Below are 16816 nucleotides of genomic sequence, written 5' to 3' on the forward strand. Positions count from 1 at the left end.
TCAGAACACCGTCTCGGTCAACATGCGCGCCTCGTCAGGGTGCTGCGCCAGGTAGTCCGCGAGGTCGTCCTCGGCCACCGCCGCCATCATCTCGGAGAAGGCCGGCTGTGCCAGGTTGACGATCGACTGGGTGCCGTCCGGGCTCCACCCGGTGCCCGCCACGGGGACGGTCAGGAACACCAGGTCGTCGTCCCGTACGCCGGTCATCGACAGGGCCAACGAGCGCATCTCCCCGATCGTGAATCCCTCGTCCACGGCCACCGAGCCGGCAGCCGTGGTGAGGAAGTCGTTCAGCAGCAACGGGTTCGTGAGCGTCTCACGGGTCAGAGCCTGCCGGGCGATCGCACGGATCCAGTTCTGCTGGCGCTGCACACGGTCGAAGTCCCCGCCCGGGAGGTTGTAGCGCTCACGGGCGTAACTCAGCGCCTGCTCACCGTCCATGTGGTACTCGCCGGCAGGCAGGTTCGGCGTGTCATACGCCACGGAGATCTCGACGCCACCGACGGCATCGGTCAACTCCTGGAAGGACTCGAAGTCCGCGACCGCGAAATGATCGATGTAGACACCGGTGAGGTTCTCGATCGTCTCGATCAACAGCGACGGCCCCCCGTAGGAGAAAGCGGCGTTGATCTTCGCCATGCCGTATCCCGGCACATCGACCCAGGAATCGCGCGGGATCGACATCACGAACGCGCCGGAACGATCACCCGGAATGTGCACCAGCATGATCGAGTCGGTCCGCTGGGCGCCGTAACTCCACTGATCGGGGTCACCCGCGGAGATCCGCGAGTCACTCCCGAGCACGAGGATGTTCATCGGCGCATCCGCCTCCGCCACGTCCTCGTCCTGCGTGGCCGAGGGGGTGGGACGGTTGGTGAGTTGTGCGAACGGGTCCTCCACCCGCTCGATCGCGTTGTCGAGCCGGTTCTGCATGAACCAGAGGCCGCCCACTGCGGCGACCGCGAGGGCGAGCAGGAGTCCGAGAGCGATGAGGACGGCCATGCGCCCGCGGCTGCGCGTGCGCGTCCGCGTGCGTTTGTGACCCTCGGCGGTCATTCGGCGACCTCGAGCTCGAACTCGTCCAGCACAGGATCATTCTCCTGCCAGGCGGAGGCGTGTTGCCGCGCCCGAGGGGCCGGGGCCTGCGCGACCTCGTCCAGGCGGACCACGCGGCCGTCGTCCGGGGAGTGCTCGTTCACACAGACGCCGTAGACCTGCCCGAGACTGCCGCTCAGGGGCACGATGAACGCCGTCGGATCCTCGGAGAACGAGCGTCCGCGTGCCGGCACCCGGTCGCGCCAGCGCTCGGCGGCGGCGTCCAGGGTCTCCTTGCTGGGCACCTCGGCACGCCACGCACCGAGCTCCACCAGCGCCACGGGGTCGTGCGCCACATCGGCGGGGTCCTCGTCGCCGGGCTGGTAGCCCTCGACCAGGCGGTCGTCCTGCACGCCGGCGGGCGGCGCGTCACCCGCGCCCACGTCGCGTGGCTCCAGGCGATCAGCCCACGGCACCCACCGCGGCGGCAGGAGCGCGTCCTGGCCCGGGAGCAGCACGACCTCACACACCGTCACCTGCTTCACCCGGGAGGCACGCGCGACCACGACGGTCCACTGCCACCCGACGTAGCCGGGCGCGGCGCACGCGAAGCGGTGGCTGCCCAGTCGCACGTCGTCCTGGGAGTAGCCGAGGTAGGCACCGAGGGCCTCGACCTCGCCGCCCTCGAGGATCGCCTCGCGCGCGACATCCACGGCCTCGGCCAGCACGGCGTCACGTGCCGGGATGCGGCCGGCGCTACCCGCGGACACGACTCACGCCTCCAACTCGTCGGCCACGATGCGCATCGCGCGAGCGAGCCGCTCCGCGAACTCACGATCCGGGTAGCGCCCCTTGCGCAGGGTGCCGGAGGCCCGATCGAGCAGTTTCAGCAGATCCTCCACCACCACGGTCATGTCCTCGGCGCTGCGACGCTTGGCACGCGAGACCGAGGGTGCGGGATCGAGCACGCTCACCGAGAGGGCCTGCGGGCCCTTGCGGCCGTCGGCAACCCCGTAGTCCACGCGGGTACCCGGACGCGGGTTCGTCACGTCCTGGGGCAGCGCCGAAGCGTGCAGGAATACCTGCGTTCCGTCGTCGCCGGTGATGAAGCCGAATCCTCGATCGGCATCGAAGAACTTGATTTTGCCTGTGGGCACTGGTGGTCCATTTCAACTGCACGGGCGGTGGAGATCCCATGGTAGCGGCCCGCACCACCGATCCCGTCTCGTTACCCGGCCGTCCGCGCCGACCTGCACACCACCGCCACAATCGGGGTGTGACCGCCTCCTGCGCGCGGCCTATCGTGGGCGGGTGCCCGAGGCCCATCCCGACCTGCTCGCGTGGAGCGACGACGCCCTCGCCGACCTGCTGCGGCGGCGGCCCGATCTGGCCACGCCGGCGCCGGGGAGCATCACCGCCCTGATCACGCGTGCGGGCACGGCACACTCCCTCGCCCTGGCGGTCAGGCGCCTGGACCGGGCGCACCTCGCCGCCGCCGAAGCGGTCGTGGCACTCACGGTGCTCGAGCGAGGAAGCGATGCCGAGTCGGTGAGCCACGCGATAGGCCTCCCGGCGCTGCCGTTGCTGCAGTCCCTGGCCGCTCAAGCCCTCGTGGTCCCGGAGTCCACGGGATGGCAACCCGTCCCGGGCCTGCGCGAGGCGCTCCCCCAGCCGGTCGCCGGACTCGCACTCGATGTCACGCGCGAACCGGGCGCGAGCGCCGCGACAGAGCGCGACCTGCGCACCCTGAGCGACGGCGCACGCCGTATGCTGGACGCGCTGTTGTGGCGGTCCCCCGTGGGCACGCTGCCGCGGGACACCGAGGGGCCGGCCGCGACTGCGGTGCGGGAACTGCGGGACGCGGGTGCCCTGGTGACGCACGGGAGCGGACGCGTGGCGGTCCCGGGGGCGATCGCCCTGGACCTGCGCGGGGGACGCACTCACCGCTCGATCCCGGCCACTGCCCCTACCCCGCAGGCCGTGGCGCGCGAGGAGGAGTCGATCCGCGCGGAGGCCGCACTCGCCGGCCAGGAGTGCGTCCGGCACCTCGAGGACCTCACGGATGCCTGGGCGAACCGGCCCGCCCCCGCGCTGCGCTCGGGCGGGGTGGGTGTGCGCGAGTTGAAGCGGACTGCCGATGAGCTCGGCCTGGCGGAGCAGGATGCCTCCCTGCTGATGGAGCTCGCCGCCGAGGTCGGGGCGGTGGGGACAGTGACCGACGAGGACGGCGTCCTGTGGGCACCGGTCCAGGACGACGGGTTCGCCCGCGCGCCCAGCGGTGGACCACCCGCTCGGGGTGGCACGCAGGCACCGGGGACGACCGACCCGGTGGCGATACGGTGGGCGGAGATGGCCGCGGCCTGGTGGCGCAGCGACCGCGCGTTCGCCCTGGTCGGGTCCCGCGCGCCGGACTCTGCCCTGTACTCCGCCCTCGAGCCGGGCCTGGAACGCGGCTGGGCCCGATCCCTGCGTCGCTCCGTGTTCGCTGCGCTTGCGGCCTGGCCGCACGCAGCCGCTCCCGACTCCGAGGCGATCCAGGCGCACCTCGCGTGGTCGGCACCGGTGACACCGCCGCCGACCTGGGCGGTGCAGGCGGTGCTGCGGGAGTCGGCATGGCTGGGCGCGATCGGCGCGGGCGCGCTGAGCGAGGTCGGACGAGCCCTGCTCGACCTGGAGGAGGACGACGCCGACCCCGATGACCCCGCCGACCCCGACGACGGACGCGGCACCGACCGGGAAGTCGAGAACCGGGACGTCGAGAACCGCGCAGGCGAGGACCGGGCAGACGAGACCCGCCCCGGCGGGGGTGTGCCCAGCCCGACCGCGACGCGGGAGCGAGTGCCCGCGGCGCTCATCGCGGCCTGCGCATCGGTCCTGCCGCCCACCGTGGACCGGATGGTGGTGCAGGCCGACCTCACCGCCGTCGTGCCCGGGCGACCCAGCGCGGCGCTTCGCGCGCTGCTTCGGGTCAGCGCACAGGTGGAGTCACGCGGCGGGGCGCTGACGGTACGTTTCACACCCCGCTCGCTCGAGACCGCCCTGCACGCCGGCACCAGCGCCGGCGCGCTCCTGGAGGACCTGCGCGAGGCCAGCATGACGCCGCTGCCGCAGGCACTGGAGTATGCGATCGGTGACGCCCAGCGACGTCTCGGTTCGCTGCGCGTGGGCGCTGCCACGTGCTATCTCCGAGCGGACGATCCCGCGGAGCTCGCCGCTCTGCTGGCCCATCGCGACCTCGACCTGCGACCGATCGCCCCGACTGTCGCCATCACCCACCATCGCCCCACCACACTGGCTCACCTCATCGGTCGGCACGGGATGACAGCGCGGGTCGAGGGACCCGACGGTGCCCTGCTGGAGCTCGGCCCGCGGCGCACCAGCGCCCCCACCCGCCCCGCGACGTCGAGTGCCCACCGCTCCTCCCGGGTCACACGGACCGCCAGGCAGGCCGCGGTCCGTGCCATGCGCGAGGGCGAGGAGCGCGCCGGTTTCTCCAGCGCGAGCGGGGGCGAGGGCGGCACCGACCCGAGCGTGCTGCGCGCGCGGCTGGCCGCCGCGGTCCGCACCGCAGCGCCCGTGGTCCTGGCCATCGCCGACGGCGACGGTGCGGTGGTGCGGCGGCGTGTGCTCCCGCTGCGGGTGGGAGTCGGGTCCGTTCTCGGACGCGATCTGGAACGAGGGACCGACCTCACCGTGGCCCTGCACCGGCTCCTGGACGTCGCCACCTGAGACAATGGCCGGATGCCCGATGGTGCCCTCATCGTCCAGTCCGACAAGACCCTCCTGCTCGAGACCGCGCACCCGGATGCGACCGCGGCCCGACACGCTGTCGCCCCGTTCGCCGAACTGGAGCGCGCACCCGAACACATCCACACCTACCGCATCACCCCGCTCGGCCTGTGGAACGCCCGTGCGGCGGGCCATGACGCCGAGGGCGTGGTCGACGCCCTCGTGCGGCACAGCCGCTACCCCGTGCCGCACGCCCTGCTGGTGGACGTGGCCGAGACCATGTCGCGCTACGGCAAGCTCCAACTGCTCGCGGATCCCGCGCACGGGCTCGTGCTGCACGCCCTCGAACCCGCCGTGCTGACCGAGGTCCTGCGCTCCAAGCGCACCCGGGGACTGGTGGGCGAACGGCTCGGGGACGCGGACGCCGTCGTGCACCCCTCCCAACGCGGCCCCCTCAAGCAGGCGCTGCTGAAGCTCGGGTGGCCCGCGGAGGACCTCGCGGGCTACGTGGACGGGGAGAAGCACCCGATCGCCCTGACCCAGGAGGGATGGACTCTGCGGCCCTACCAGCACGAGGCCATCGACTCCTTCTTCCACGGCGGCTCCGGGATCGTTGTGCTGCCCTGCGGCGCGGGCAAGACCCTCGTGGGTGCGGGCGCCATGGCGGCCTCCGGCACCACCACGCTGATCCTCGTCACCAACACCGTCAGCGCTCGGCAGTGGCGCGACGAACTGCTGCGCCGCACCAGCCTCACCGAGGACGAGATCGGGGAGTACTCCGGTGCCCGCAAGGAGATCCGCCCGGTGACGATCGCGACCTATCAGGTGCTCACGCGCAAGCACAAGGGTGCCTACCCGCACCTGGAGTTGCTCGACGCCAGGGACTGGGGTCTCGTCCTGTATGACGAGGTGCACCTGCTGCCCGCCCCGATCTTCCGGATGACGGCGGACCTGCAGGCGCGCCGCCGGCTCGGTCTGACCGCGACCCTGGTGCGCGAGGACGGGCGGGAGGACGAGGTGTTCTCCCTCATCGGGCCGAAGCGGTATGACGCGCCGTGGAAGGACATCGAGGCACAGGGATACATCGCCCCCGCCCGATGCATCGAGGTGCGCCTGACCCTGCCGGAGGACCTGCGGATGACCTATGCCGCCGCGGAGCCGGAGGACAAGTACCGCCTCGCCGCCGCGTCACCGGGCAAGACGGAGGTGGTCCGCGCCCTGGTCGCCCGGCACTCCGGTGAGCCGACCCTGGTGATCGGTCAGTACCTCGACCAGCTCGCGGAACTGGCCGAGACCCTGGATGCCCCCCTGATCACCGGGGAGACGAGCGTGAAGGAACGCGAGCGGTTGTTCAACGCGTTCCGCAGCGGCGAGGTCGCCGTCCTCGTGGTGTCCAAGGTCGCGAACTTCTCGGTGGATCTGCCCGGGGCCAGCGTGGCGATCCAGGTCTCCGGCGCCTTCGGCTCCCGGCAGGAGGAGGCCCAGCGCCTGGGCCGGCTGCTTCGCCCCAAGGGCGAGGGCCGCACCGCGCACTTCTACGCCGTGGTGGCCCGGGACACCGTGGACGCCGACTTCGCGGCACACCGGCAGCGCTTCCTCGCCGAACAGGGGTACTCCTACGAGATCGTGGACGCCGAGGACCTGGGCGCACACGAGCAGCGCTAGGCAGCACCGAGCCCCAGCGAGCAGCCTGAACCGACCCGGCACGTTGCGTCCAGCGCACCGAAGGGCAAGGATCACCCCATGCAGCTCGGGCTTCCACGACCCCTCACGCACGCCTCCACGACCCCCTCCGGGCCGCCCGGCCGCCGCAGGGGTCTGCGCACGCTCCTGACAGCGCTGCTGGTGGGCCTCGGCATGCTGACCGGCGCCGGCGGCGCCGTCGCGGACGCGCCCTTCTCCATGCCGCAGCCGCTCGTGGACACCACCACGGACCAGGTGCTCGCGGAATCCACCGCGCAGATCGAGGCCGCCCAGGTCCAGGTACAGGACGCCGGGGACTACTGGCTGTGGGTGGTGTACGTGGACTCCTTCGACGGTGTGGACCCCGTGGAGTGGGCGGATGAGACCGCCCGCAGTTCCAGCCTGAACGATGAGGACCTGCTGCTCGCGGTGGCGGTGGAGGATCGCGCGTTCGCGATCTCAGCGGCGCAGTCCGTGCCCGACGGCGTGGTGAACGGGGCCTATGACGCGGCCCGCACCGCGCTCTCGCAGGCCGCGTCCGGCTCCGCTCCCTGGGGGGAGGCGGCTGTGGCCGTCGCGGACTCCCTCACCGCTCCCAGCGGCGCGGCGACCTTCTTCGTGGTGGCCGCGATCGTCGTCGTGGTCCTGGTCCTGGTGCTGTTCCTCTACTACCGGGCGAGCAAGAAGCGCCGCGCGGCCCTCGCCGAGCAGGACACGCAGTCGCTCGTGGACCGCTCGGGCAGCGAACTGGTGGCCCTGGACGACCAGGTGCGCACCATGCAGGAGGAACTGGGTTTCGCCCAGGCCCAGTTCGGGACCGAGGCCACCATCGAGCTCTCGCGAGACCTGCAGGCGGCGACCGAACGCACGACCCACGCCTTCCAATTGCGCCGTCAGCTCGAGGAGTCGTCCGACGAGGCCATTCGGCGCCGCTGCGCTGAGGAGATCCTGGCTGTCTGCGAGCAGACGCAGGCGGCGCTCGAGGCGCACGAGGACCGTCTGGACGAGATGCGCCAGGCGCAGCAGGACGCCCCCGCCGCGCTGGGCCGGCTCTCCGAGCGTGCCGAGAGCCTGCTCCCCCGCGTCCAGTCGGCACGGGAGCAGGTGGCCGCGCTGGCGCAGCGCTACCCGGCCACCGCGCTGGAGACCGTCCAGGACAACCCCGACCGCGCCGCCGCGCTCATCGACTCGGCACGTGCTGCCGTGGCCGAAGGTCAGCAGGATGTCACCGCGGGCGACCTCGCCGCGGCGGTGGAGGCGACCCGCGTGGTGGAACACGCCCTGGGGCAGGCCGAGTCGCTGCTCGACGGCGTGGCCCGCGCGGAACAGGACCTCGCCAACGCGGGAGCGCGGGTGGCGAGCGCCATCGCCTCGATCAGCGGCGACGTCGCCGACGCCAGGCGCCTGGCCGCCACCGACGCCGGGGTGCAGGCCCTGGTGACCGGCGCCGAGGACTCCATCGCCCGCGCGTCGCGTGCCACCGACCCCGGCGGTGACCCGTTGGGCGCCCTGGCCGAGTTGGCGCAGCGGGAGGCCGCGCTGGACGGCGCCCTGGAGCCCTACCGGGAGGCGGACGAGATCGCCCGCCGCGCCCAGGCGCAACTGACCGAACGCTCTCAACGGCTCACCTCCCAGATCCAGGGGATCGACGCCTTCATCTCCGCACGCCGCGGCGTGGTCGGGCCCCAGGCCCGCACCGAACTCGCCGAGGCGCTGCGACTGATGCAGCAGGCGCAGCGCCGCGGCCCAGCCGACCACAAGGCGGCCGCGGCGGACCTGACGCAGGCGGAGCAGCACGCGACGCGCGCCCACCAACTCGCCCAGCAGGACGTCTCCTCCTGGCAGTCCACCCCGCAGCAGGTGCCCGGACGGGTCGGCGGTACCGGTGGGGTGGACCTCGGATCCCTGGTGCTCGGCGGGATCCTCGCCGGTGGCGGTCGCCGCCGCGGGCCCTCCGTGCGGTACGGCTACGGATCCTCGCGCGGGAACACCATCAGGTTCGGCGGCTCGGGTGGTCGCTCACGGGGTGGGTCCCGGGGTGGCGGCTTCGGCGGCGGCTCACGTGGCGGTGGCCGGGGCGGCTCGCGTGGCGGTGGCCGGGGCGGCCGCTTCTAGCGTTCTCCTAGGCGATACCCAGCGAGCGGCCCTAGGGTCGAACCCGACAGCATCATCCGCGCGGCTTCGGCCGGCGGCCGACACGGAGAGAAGGAGATCATGGCGGAGAAGCAGACGATCCTCGGACGGATCGGACAGCTGGCGCGGGCCAACATCAACTCGCTGCTGGACCGTGCGGAGGACCCGCAGAAGATGCTGGACCAGCTCATCCGGGACTACAAGAACACGATCGTCGAGGCCGAGAACGCGATCGCCCAGACCCTGGGCAACGTGCGCCTGGCGCAGTCCGACCTCGAGGCGGACAAGGCGGCCGTGCGGGACTGGGGCGCGAAGGCGACCGCCGCCGCCCAGACCGCACAGCGCAAGGCGTCCGAGGGCAACGAGGCCGAGGCGCAGCGCTTCACCGAGCTCGCTCGCATCGCCCTGGGCAAGCAGCTGGAGTACGAGCGCGAGGTCGCCACCGAGGAGCCGATCGTGGCCTCGCAGGCCGAGACCGCGGAGAAGCTGAAGGCCGGCCTTGCCGGGATGAAGGACAAGCTCGGACAGTTGCAGGACAAGCGCGACCAGCTCGTCGCGCGGGCGAAGGCCGCCCAGGCCCAGGCGCAGATCCACGACGCGATCGGCTCGATCAACGTGCTCGACCCCACCTCGGAGATCTCCCGGTGGGAGGACCAGGTGCGCCGCGAGGAGGCGATGGCCGCCGGCCGCGCCGAGCTCGCCGCCTCGAGCCTGGAGTCCCAGTTCGCCTCCCTGGAGTCCGCGGGAGACGAGGCCGAGATCGAGATGCGTCTCGCGGCGCTGACCAACCCCGGCGGGGTCCTGCCCGCCTCCGGCAAGCGCGACGAGATCACGGGCGGCTGAGATCGCGACCATCCCGCCATGGCGAGGCCCGAGCGCGTCTGCGCTCGGGCCTCGCCGCTAGGGTGAGCCCATGGAGACTGACGCGCAGCGCCGCACCTACCTGCTGGTCGACGGTGAGAACATCGACGCCACGCTCGGGCTGAGCGTGCTGGGGCACCGTCCCAACCCGGAGGAGCGTCCGCGCTGGGAGCGGGTGAACAACTTCGCCCGGGAGCGGTGGGGTCAGCCCACCACCGCGCTGTTCTTCCTCAATGCCTCCAACGGGCAGATGCCGATGAGTTTCATCCAGGCACTGCTCGCACTGGGCTACCACCCGATCCCGCTGTCCGGGGCGCCGCACGAGAAGGTCGTGGACATGGGTATCCAGCAGACGCTGGAGGCCATCGCCGAACGGGGCGGCGACGTGATGCTGGCCAGCCACGACGGCGACTTCCTGCCGCAGGTGGAGCGCCTCCTGGAGGGTGATCACCGGGTCGGCGTCCTGGCCTTCCGTGAGTTCACCAACGCCCACTTCTCCGAACTCACCGACCGGGGCCTGACGATCCACGACCTGGAGGACGAGGTCGGCGCCTTCAACACCCCGCTACCGCGGGTGCGGGTCATCCCGATCACCGAGTTCGACCCGATGCGCTACCTGTAGCCGTTCGCGCCGTCTCCGGCTCACCTGGACCTGCCGCGCCTGGGAATCGCCCAGGCGCCTCCCAGGAATCCCCCAGGTACGCCCGCCATGATGGCCGGGTGAACACGACCGCAGCCCGCACCTCCGCCTCGACCGCCACCCGGGAGCCCGAGGCTCGCCTCGCCGTCGTGGACGACGAGGCCAACCTGCGCGATCTCCTGGGTTCCTCGCTCACCTTCGCCGGGTTCGAGGTCCACACGGCCGGTTCCGGCGCGGAGGCCGTGACGCTGATGACGCAACAGAGCGTGGACCTGGTGGTCCTGGACGTGATGCTCGGCGACATGGACGGCTTCGAGGTCACCCGCGTGCTGCGCAACCGCGGCATCACGGTGCCGGTGCTGTTCCTCACGGCGCGCGACGACGTGGAGTCCACCGTTGCCGGCCTCACCGTCGGCGGGGACGACTACGTCACCAAGCCCTTCAGCCTGGAGGAGCTCGTGGCGCGGATCCGCGCCGTGCTGCGCCGGACCAAGGAGTCGAGCGAGTCCAGCGCGATCCTGCGCTACGCCGACCTGGAGATCGACGACGACGCCCGCGAGGTCCGCCGCGCCGGGCGGTTGATCAACCTCTCCCCCACGGAGTTCGAGCTGCTGCACTACCTGGTGGCCAACGCCGGCCGGGTGCTCTCGAGGATGCAGATCCTGGACCACGTGTGGGACTACGACTGGCGGGGCGAGCCCACGATCGTGGAGTCCTACATCTCCTACCTGCGCCGCAAGGTCGACGCCCCGGGCCCGGACGGCGAGGAGGTCGTCCCCCTCATCCACACCCGGCGCGGCCTGGGCTACGTGCTCAAGACACCGTGAGCCGCGCTCCGACGGCGTGGCGCAACGCCCCGCTGCGGGTCCGCCTCGTGGCGCTGTTCTCCGTGTTGCTCGTGGCGGCGCTGAGCGCCGTCGGGGGGCTCGCGCTCACCCTGCTGCAACGCTCGTTGGTGACGGAGTTGGACGAGCAGCTCGCCGGCGCCGCTCAGCCACTGGTCTCCCAGTCCCTGGAGTCCTTCGACCGACCCGGTGGCGGCAGTACGGGCGACCCGCTGCGTCCCACCGACTACGCGGTGATCATCGCCGACACCGAGGGCAGCGTCGTCACCAGCACGCTGAGTCAGGACTCGGGGGCCTCGCTCCCGGACGTCGGCTCGATGGACCTGGCCACCGTGGAGGAGTGGGGGAACTCCCCTCGGACCGTCCCCTCGCAGGAGGGAACCGGGCAGTGGCGGGTGCTCGTGGCGCCCCTCAGCAGCGGGGAGGGGACCGTGGTGGGCACCGCCGCCGTCGCCCTGCCGATGAGCTCGGTGAACGCGACCATGTCCACGATGGTCAAGGCCATCGTGGCCATCGGGATCGGCGTGCTCGTGGCCGTGGGCGTGGCCACCTACCTCGTGGTGCGCTCCAGTCTGCGCCCCCTGCAGCAGATCGAGACGACGGCCGCCGGTATCGCCGCGGGTGACCTCTCCAAGCGTGTGCAGGGCGGCCCGGAGACGACCGAGGTCGGCTCGCTCGCGGCGTCCCTGAACACCATGCTCGGCCGCATCGAGGAGTCCTTCGAGGTGCAGCGCGCCAGTGAGGAGAAGATGAAGCGTTTCGTCAGCGACGCGAGCCACGAGTTGCGCACGCCCCTGGCGACCGTCAAGGGCTACTCCGAGTTGTACCGACTGGGCGGCATCCCCGAGTCCGAGATCGCCGGGGTGATGACACGCATCGAGGGTTCAGCGACCCGCATGGAGGCCCTGGTGCACGACCTGCTCACGCTGGCCCGGCTCGACGAGAGCGCGCCGCCCGCCGTCACCCGGGTGCCCCTCGCGGGCCTTCTGCAGGACGCCGCGGCGGAGTTGCGTGCCCTCGACCCCGAGCGGCGCGTCACCGTGGAGGTGGCCCCGGACCTCGCGGCGCTGGCCGAGGAGGCGGGGCTGCGACGCGTGCTGACGAACCTGCTCGGCAACGCCGCGAAGTACACGCCGTCCGGTTCACCGGTGGAGATCCTTGCCCACCGCGTACCCGCCGACGCCCTCGAGCCGCGCCAGCGCGAGGGGGTCGAGGGCGGCGAGGTGGGCGAGGTCGTCATCGAGGTGCGCGATCACGGCCCCGGTGTCCCGGAGCGCGATCGCGCCCGCATCTTCGAGCGATTCGCCCGCCTGGACTCCGGCCGCACCCGCGATGCGGGTGGCACCGGGCTCGGCCTGTCGATCGTGGCCTCCCTCGTCGCCGCCATGTCCGGTGAGGTCGCCTGTCTGCCGACACCCGGTGGCGGCGCGACCATGCAGATCCGACTACCTTCCGCCTGAACCCGCCACGGCCACCCAACGGGGTTACGATGGTCGCCGCCGTCGCGAGAGGTGGAGAGATGGGCGTGACCCAAGCGCCACAGTGGTTGGTCCCGGCGTTCGTCCGTAGTGCACGAGCGATCGGGGCGGATGCCCCACAGCCCCAGATCGAGGCGGTGGCGCTGGGTCTCATCGACAACTGGTCGAGTCCGGACCGGCACCACCATGCCCTCAAGCACCTGGTCGACGTGCTGGCGAGCATCGACGAGATCGCCGAGGAGACCCACGATCCCGACGTCGTGCGCATCGCCGGCTGGTACCACGGCGCGGAGTTCACCTCGGGTGTGGTGGCCGCCTACTCCCAGCGCGCCGGCGAGGACACCGAGTCCAGCGCCGACCGCGCACGCGCGGAACTGACCGGGCTCGGGGTGCCGGCCGAGACCGCCGAGCGGGTGCGCGACCTGATCCTGCAGATCCATCGCCACTCCGCCTCCGAACGCGACGTCGACGCGCAGGCCCTCAGCGACGCCGACCTCGCGGGTCTGGCGTGCGAGCCGCAGAAGTACGCCGCCTACCGCAAGAACGTCCGCGCCGAGTTCGCGCACATCCCCGCCGAGGACTACCTCCAGGCGCGGATCAAGATCCTGCGCAAACTCACCTCCCGCTCGCGGATCTTCTGCTCCCCCATGGGTTCACGCTGGGAGGAGCCGGCACGGGAGAACATCGCCGCGGAACTGTGCCGCCTGGAGAACGAGCTGGACGGGTTGGACCGCACCGAGGCCGCCCCGCAGGTGCGCGTCGAGTCCTCGGCGCACCCGGCGGAGGGTTCCCAGGTGCACCGGGTCTCGCAGGCCGAGCAGAGCGGCACCACCCTCGGCCGGGCGCCGCGCCTGTGACCGGCCGCGAGGCCACCCACCCGCTTGCGGCGTCGGCCGCCGAGGCGCTGCACGCCTGGGAGCCGAGCACCGAGACCCAGCGCTCGCTACGCGAGGCCTACCTCGCCGCGCTGCTCACCGACCCGGCGATGCTCTGGCGTTCCCACCGCGCCGGGCACCTCACGGTCGGCGGCCTGGTCCTGACAGCGGACGCCACGCACGTGCTGCTCGTGCTGCACCCCAAGGCGGGGATGTGGCTCCCGCCCGGGGGCCACCTCGAACCCGAGGACCCCACCCTGCTCGCGGGCGCCCTGCGCGAGGTGCGCGAGGAGACCGGGGTGAGCGACGCCGTCGCGCACCCCGCACCCGTCTACCTCGATGCGCATCCGTTCTCCTGCCGCGGGGAGCCCAGCCGTCACCTGAACATCGGGTTCGCGATGCGCACACCGGCCACGCCCGACGGCGCCCTGCCGCCCGTGCAGATCAGCGAGGAGTCCCTGGACGTGCAGTGGTGGCCGCTGGATGCACTGCCGCAACCACGACCGGCGCGGCTGGAGGCGGAACTGCGGGCGGCCGCGCTCGCATGATCCTGATCGATCCTCCCGTGTGGCCCGCGCACGGGACGGTCTTCTCCCACCTGGTCTCCGACGCCTCGCTCGGCGAACTGCACACCTTCGCCGTGGCCGCCGGCATCCCGGCCCGGGCCTTCGACGGCGACCACTACGACGTGGCCGCGCGCTGGCACGAGGTGCTCATCGCCCGTGGGGCGGCACCGGTCAGCGGCGGCGACCTGGTGCGCCGGCTGCGCGCGAGCGGCCTGCGCCGCACCGCCCACGCGCGCCGGGCGGAGCGGGATGACCTCCGGCGACGCTGGGCCGGCCTCAGCGACGGGAGCACACCGGGCGCGGCCTGGGGCGGGATCGGCGAGGATCTGCTGGCGCGCTGGTCGCAGCGCGGGCGGCTGCACCATGGGCTCACCCACCTGCGCGAGGTGCTGGACGCCGTGGACCTGCTCACCGCCCGGGGCCAGGCCCCGAACCAGGTGCGACGGCGGGCCCTCCTGGGTGCCTGGTTCCACGATGCGGTCCACCGCTCGGGGCGGGCCTTCGAACACCAGGGGGGCCGCGCCGTCGTGCCCGGTCAGGACGAGCGGGACAGCGCGGCGCTGGCGCGCGCGGCGCTCGCGGGGACCCGACCCGCACGCGAGGGCGAGGCGGTGGCGGCCCTCGTGACGATGACCGCGGACCACCGCCCGAGCCCGGGGGACCAGGCGGCGGCGATCCTCAGCGACGCGGACCTCAGCGTGCTGGGGTCCTCCCCCACGCGCTACGCGGACTACGCCGCCGCCATCCGTGGCGAGTACGCGGACGTCCCGGAGGCGGACTTCCGCGCGGGCCGCGCGGCGATCCTGCGGGATCTGCTCGCCGGGGACCTGTTCCACACGCCGGCCGGACGGGCGCGCTGGGAGGACGCCGCGCGCCGCAACATCGCCGACGAGATCACCCGCCTCACCTCGGACTGACCGGACTCTCCCGCCGAACGTGCCCTTGCGCCGCCCGCGCGCGAGCGAACCCTGCGCAACCCATCGCTCGGCGCACCCAGCTCCCGCCGAACGTGCCCTTGCGCCGCCCGCGCGCGAGCGAACCCTGCGCAACCCATCGCTCGGCGCACGGGGCACGCGAAACGGGCGGCCACCCCCGAGGGGGTGACCGCCCGCTGACTCACTGCGCGCGCGAGGCGCGAGGTGGTCGGCTCAGCCTCAGAAGCCCATGCCGCCCATCTCGTCGCCGCCGCCGGCGGGAGCCGGAGCCGGGGGCTCGGGCTTGTCGGCGACGACGGCCTCGGTGGTCAGGAACAGACCGGCGATGGAGGCGGCGTTCTGCAGCGCGGAACGGGTCACCTTCACCGGGTCGTTCACACCGGCGGCCAGCAGGTCCTCGTACTCGCCGGTGGCGGCGTTGAGGCCCTGACCGGCGGGCAGGTGACGGACCTTCTCGGCCACGACGCCGCCCTCGAGACCGGCGTTGATCGCGATCTGCTTGAGCGGGGCGTCGATCGCGAGCTGCACGATCGTGGCGCCCGTGGCCTCGTCACCCTTGAGGTCCAGCTCGGCGAAGGCAACCTTGCCGGCCTGGATGAGGGCGACGCCACCACCGGCGACGATGCCCTCCTCGACGGCCGCCTTGGCGTTGCGCACGGCGTCCTCGATGCGGTGCTTGCGCTCCTTGAGCTCCACCTCGGTGGCCGCACCCGCCTTGATGACGGCCACGCCGCCGGCGAGCTTGGCGAGGCGCTCCTGGAGCTTCTCGCGGTCGTAGTCGGAGTCGGAGTTCTCGATCTCCGCGCGGATCTGCTGCACGCGGCCCTCGAGCATCTCGGCGTCGCCGCCGCCCTCGACGATGGTGGTCTCGTCCTTGGTGACGACGACCTTGCGGGCCGTGCCCAGCACGGACAGGTCGGCGTTCTCCAGGGTGAGACCCACGGTCTCGGAGATGACCTGACCACCGGTGAGGATGGCCATGTCCTGCAGCATCGCCTTGCGGCGGTCACCGAAGCCGGGAGCCTTGACGGCCACGGAGCGGAAGATGTTGCGGATCTTGTTGACCACGAGGGTGGCCAGCGCCTCGGACTCGACGTCCTCGGCGATGATCACGAGCGGCTTGCCGGACTGGATGACCTTCTCCAGCAGCGGCAGCAGGTCCTTGACCGTGGAGATCTTCGACTCCACCAGCAGCACGTAGGCGTCCTCCAGGACGGCCTCCTGGCGCTCCTGGTCGGTGACGAAGTACGCCGAGAGGTAGCCCTTGTCGAAGCGCATACCCTCGGTGAGCTCGAGCTCCAGGCCGAGGGCGTTGGACTCCTCGACCGTGATGACGCCCTCCTTGCCGACCTTGTCGATGGCCTCGGCGATGAGCTCGCCGATGGCCGGGTCGTTGGCGGAGATGGCGGCGGTGGCGGCGATCTCGTCCTTGGTCTCGATCTCCTTGGCCTGCGTGCGCAGCGCCTCGGTGACCTTCTCCACGGCGACGTCGATGCCGCGCTTCAGCGCGATCGGGTTGGCGCCGGCGGCGACGTTGCGCAGACCCTCGCGCACGAGCGCCTGGGCCAGCACGGTGGCGGTGGTCGTACCGTCACCCGCGACGTCGTCGGTCTTCTTGGCGACCTCCTTGACGAGCTCGGCGCCGATCTTCTCGAACGGCTCCTCGAGCTCGATCTCCTTGGCGATCGAGACGCCGTCGTTGGTGATCGTGGGGGCGCCCCACTTCTTCTCCAGGACGACGTTGCGGCCCTTCGGGCCGAGGGTGACCTTGACGGCGTCGGCGAGGCGGTTCAGGCCTCGCTCCATGCCGCGGCGGGCCTCCTCGTCAAAGGCAATGATCTTGGCCATGTGGCTGACGATCCTCCGTGTTCGGGCGTGTCACCGGCTCGATGCCCGCGACGGACGACGGCGCCGAGCACGGTCTGGTCCCGTACCCCGCGACGCCTCATCGGCTCCGGTGGTTCTGTCACTCTCACCGCGAGAGTGCTAACGCCATTATTGGCACTCTCACCACGAGAGTGCAAGCAGCGGTGCCC

At 72.1% G+C, this 16816-nt stretch carries 14 protein-coding genes; 10 read left to right on the forward strand and 4 right to left on the reverse strand.

Annotated features, from left to right (window positions below):
- Genes ATL40_RS10405 through ATL40_RS10415 form a run of 3 tightly spaced genes read right to left on the reverse strand, consistent with a single transcriptional unit; the run spans position 1 to position 2192 of the window.
- Positions 1-1002 (reverse strand): LCP family protein, encoded by a 1002-nt coding sequence (locus ATL40_RS10405; protein ID WP_098470439.1) that lies wholly within the window; start codon positions 1000-1002, stop codon positions 1-3.
- Positions 1003-1052: 50 nt separating this feature from the next.
- Complete coding sequence (locus ATL40_RS10410) at positions 1053-1805, reverse strand: DUF3027 domain-containing protein (RefSeq protein WP_098469467.1); 753 nt, start codon at positions 1803-1805, stop codon at positions 1053-1055.
- A gap of 3 nt (positions 1806-1808) precedes the next feature.
- Complete coding sequence (locus ATL40_RS10415; protein ID WP_098470440.1) at positions 1809-2192, reverse strand: cold-shock protein; 384 nt, start codon at positions 2190-2192, stop codon at positions 1809-1811.
- Positions 2193-2346: 154 nt separating this feature from the next.
- On the opposite strand from ATL40_RS10415, the gene ATL40_RS10420 reads away from it, so the two are divergent.
- From ATL40_RS10420 to ATL40_RS10465, 10 genes are all read left to right on the forward strand, one after another.
- Positions 2347-4764: a helicase-associated domain-containing protein gene (locus ATL40_RS10420; protein ID WP_143556941.1), complete on the forward strand. Its 2418-nt coding sequence runs from the start codon at positions 2347-2349 to the stop codon at positions 4762-4764.
- 12 nt (positions 4765-4776) lie between these two features.
- A complete protein-coding gene (locus tag ATL40_RS10425) occupies positions 4777-6429 on the forward strand; it encodes a DNA repair helicase XPB (protein ID WP_098469469.1) in 1653 nt (550 codons plus the stop codon).
- A 78-nt stretch (positions 6430-6507) separates the two neighbouring features.
- A complete protein-coding gene (locus ATL40_RS10430) occupies positions 6508-8562 on the forward strand; it encodes a TPM domain-containing protein (RefSeq protein ID WP_098469470.1) in 2055 nt (684 codons plus the stop codon).
- Between the two features lie 99 nt (positions 8563-8661).
- Positions 8662-9423, forward strand: coding sequence for a PspA/IM30 family protein (locus tag ATL40_RS10435; RefSeq protein ID WP_098469471.1), 762 nt, complete (start codon positions 8662-8664; stop codon positions 9421-9423).
- Between the two features lie 70 nt (positions 9424-9493).
- Positions 9494-10063 carry an NYN domain-containing protein gene (locus tag ATL40_RS10440; protein WP_098469472.1) on the forward strand — a complete coding sequence of 190 codons (570 nt, stop codon included), beginning with the start codon at positions 9494-9496 and terminating at the stop codon, positions 10061-10063.
- A 98-nt stretch (positions 10064-10161) separates the two neighbouring features.
- Positions 10162-10908, forward strand: a complete 747-nt coding sequence (locus ATL40_RS10445) for a response regulator transcription factor (protein ID WP_098469473.1) — start codon at positions 10162-10164, stop codon at positions 10906-10908.
- A complete protein-coding gene (locus tag ATL40_RS10450; RefSeq protein ID WP_098469474.1) occupies positions 10905-12386 on the forward strand; it encodes a sensor histidine kinase in 1482 nt (493 codons plus the stop codon). Before ATL40_RS10445 ends, ATL40_RS10450 begins: the two co-directional genes overlap by 4 nt.
- A gap of 59 nt (positions 12387-12445) precedes the next feature.
- The gene (locus ATL40_RS10455) at positions 12446-13261 is read left to right on the forward strand and encodes an HD domain-containing protein (protein WP_245867001.1); all 816 of its coding nucleotides are present in this window, start codon (positions 12446-12448) and stop codon (positions 13259-13261) included.
- Entirely contained in the window at positions 13258-13827 is a 570-nt protein-coding gene (locus ATL40_RS10460; RefSeq protein WP_098469475.1) for an NUDIX hydrolase, read from the forward strand. The genes ATL40_RS10455 and ATL40_RS10460 overlap by 4 nt, the downstream gene beginning before the upstream one ends.
- The gene (locus tag ATL40_RS10465; protein WP_098469476.1) at positions 13824-14762 is read left to right on the forward strand and encodes a DUF4031 domain-containing protein; all 939 of its coding nucleotides are present in this window, start codon (positions 13824-13826) and stop codon (positions 14760-14762) included. The genes ATL40_RS10460 and ATL40_RS10465 overlap by 4 nt, the downstream gene beginning before the upstream one ends.
- A 237-nt stretch (positions 14763-14999) precedes the next feature.
- On the opposite strand, the gene groL is transcribed toward ATL40_RS10465, so the two are convergent.
- Positions 15000-16628 (reverse strand): chaperonin GroEL, encoded by a 1629-nt coding sequence (gene groL / locus ATL40_RS10470; RefSeq protein ID WP_098469477.1) that lies wholly within the window; start codon positions 16626-16628, stop codon positions 15000-15002.
- Positions 16629-16816 lie beyond the last annotated feature (188 nt).

This window comes from Serinibacter salmoneus, from assembly GCF_002563925.1.
GTDB classification, from domain to species: Bacteria; Actinomycetota; Actinomycetes; order Actinomycetales; family Beutenbergiaceae; genus Serinibacter; species Serinibacter salmoneus.

Coding starts and splice junctions, on each gene's coding strand:
- ATL40_RS10405 (WP_098470439.1), bottom strand. CDS start 1,002: ATGGCCGTCCTCATCGCTCTCGGACTCCTGCTCGCCCTCGCGGTCGCC.
- ATL40_RS10425 (WP_098469469.1), top strand. CDS start 4,777: ATGCCCGATGGTGCCCTCATCGTCCAGTCCGACAAGACCCTCCTGCTC.
- ATL40_RS10430 (WP_098469470.1), top strand. CDS start 6,508: ATGCAGCTCGGGCTTCCACGACCCCTCACGCACGCCTCCACGACCCCC.
- ATL40_RS10435 (WP_098469471.1), top strand. CDS start 8,662: ATGGCGGAGAAGCAGACGATCCTCGGACGGATCGGACAGCTGGCGCGG.
- ATL40_RS10440 (WP_098469472.1), top strand. CDS start 9,494: ATGGAGACTGACGCGCAGCGCCGCACCTACCTGCTGGTCGACGGTGAG.
- ATL40_RS10455 (WP_245867001.1), top strand. CDS start 12,446: ATGGGCGTGACCCAAGCGCCACAGTGGTTGGTCCCGGCGTTCGTCCGT.
- ATL40_RS10465 (WP_098469476.1), top strand. CDS start 13,824: ATGATCCTGATCGATCCTCCCGTGTGGCCCGCGCACGGGACGGTCTTC.
- groL (WP_098469477.1), bottom strand. CDS start 16,628: ATGGCCAAGATCATTGCCTTTGACGAGGAGGCCCGCCGCGGCATGGAG.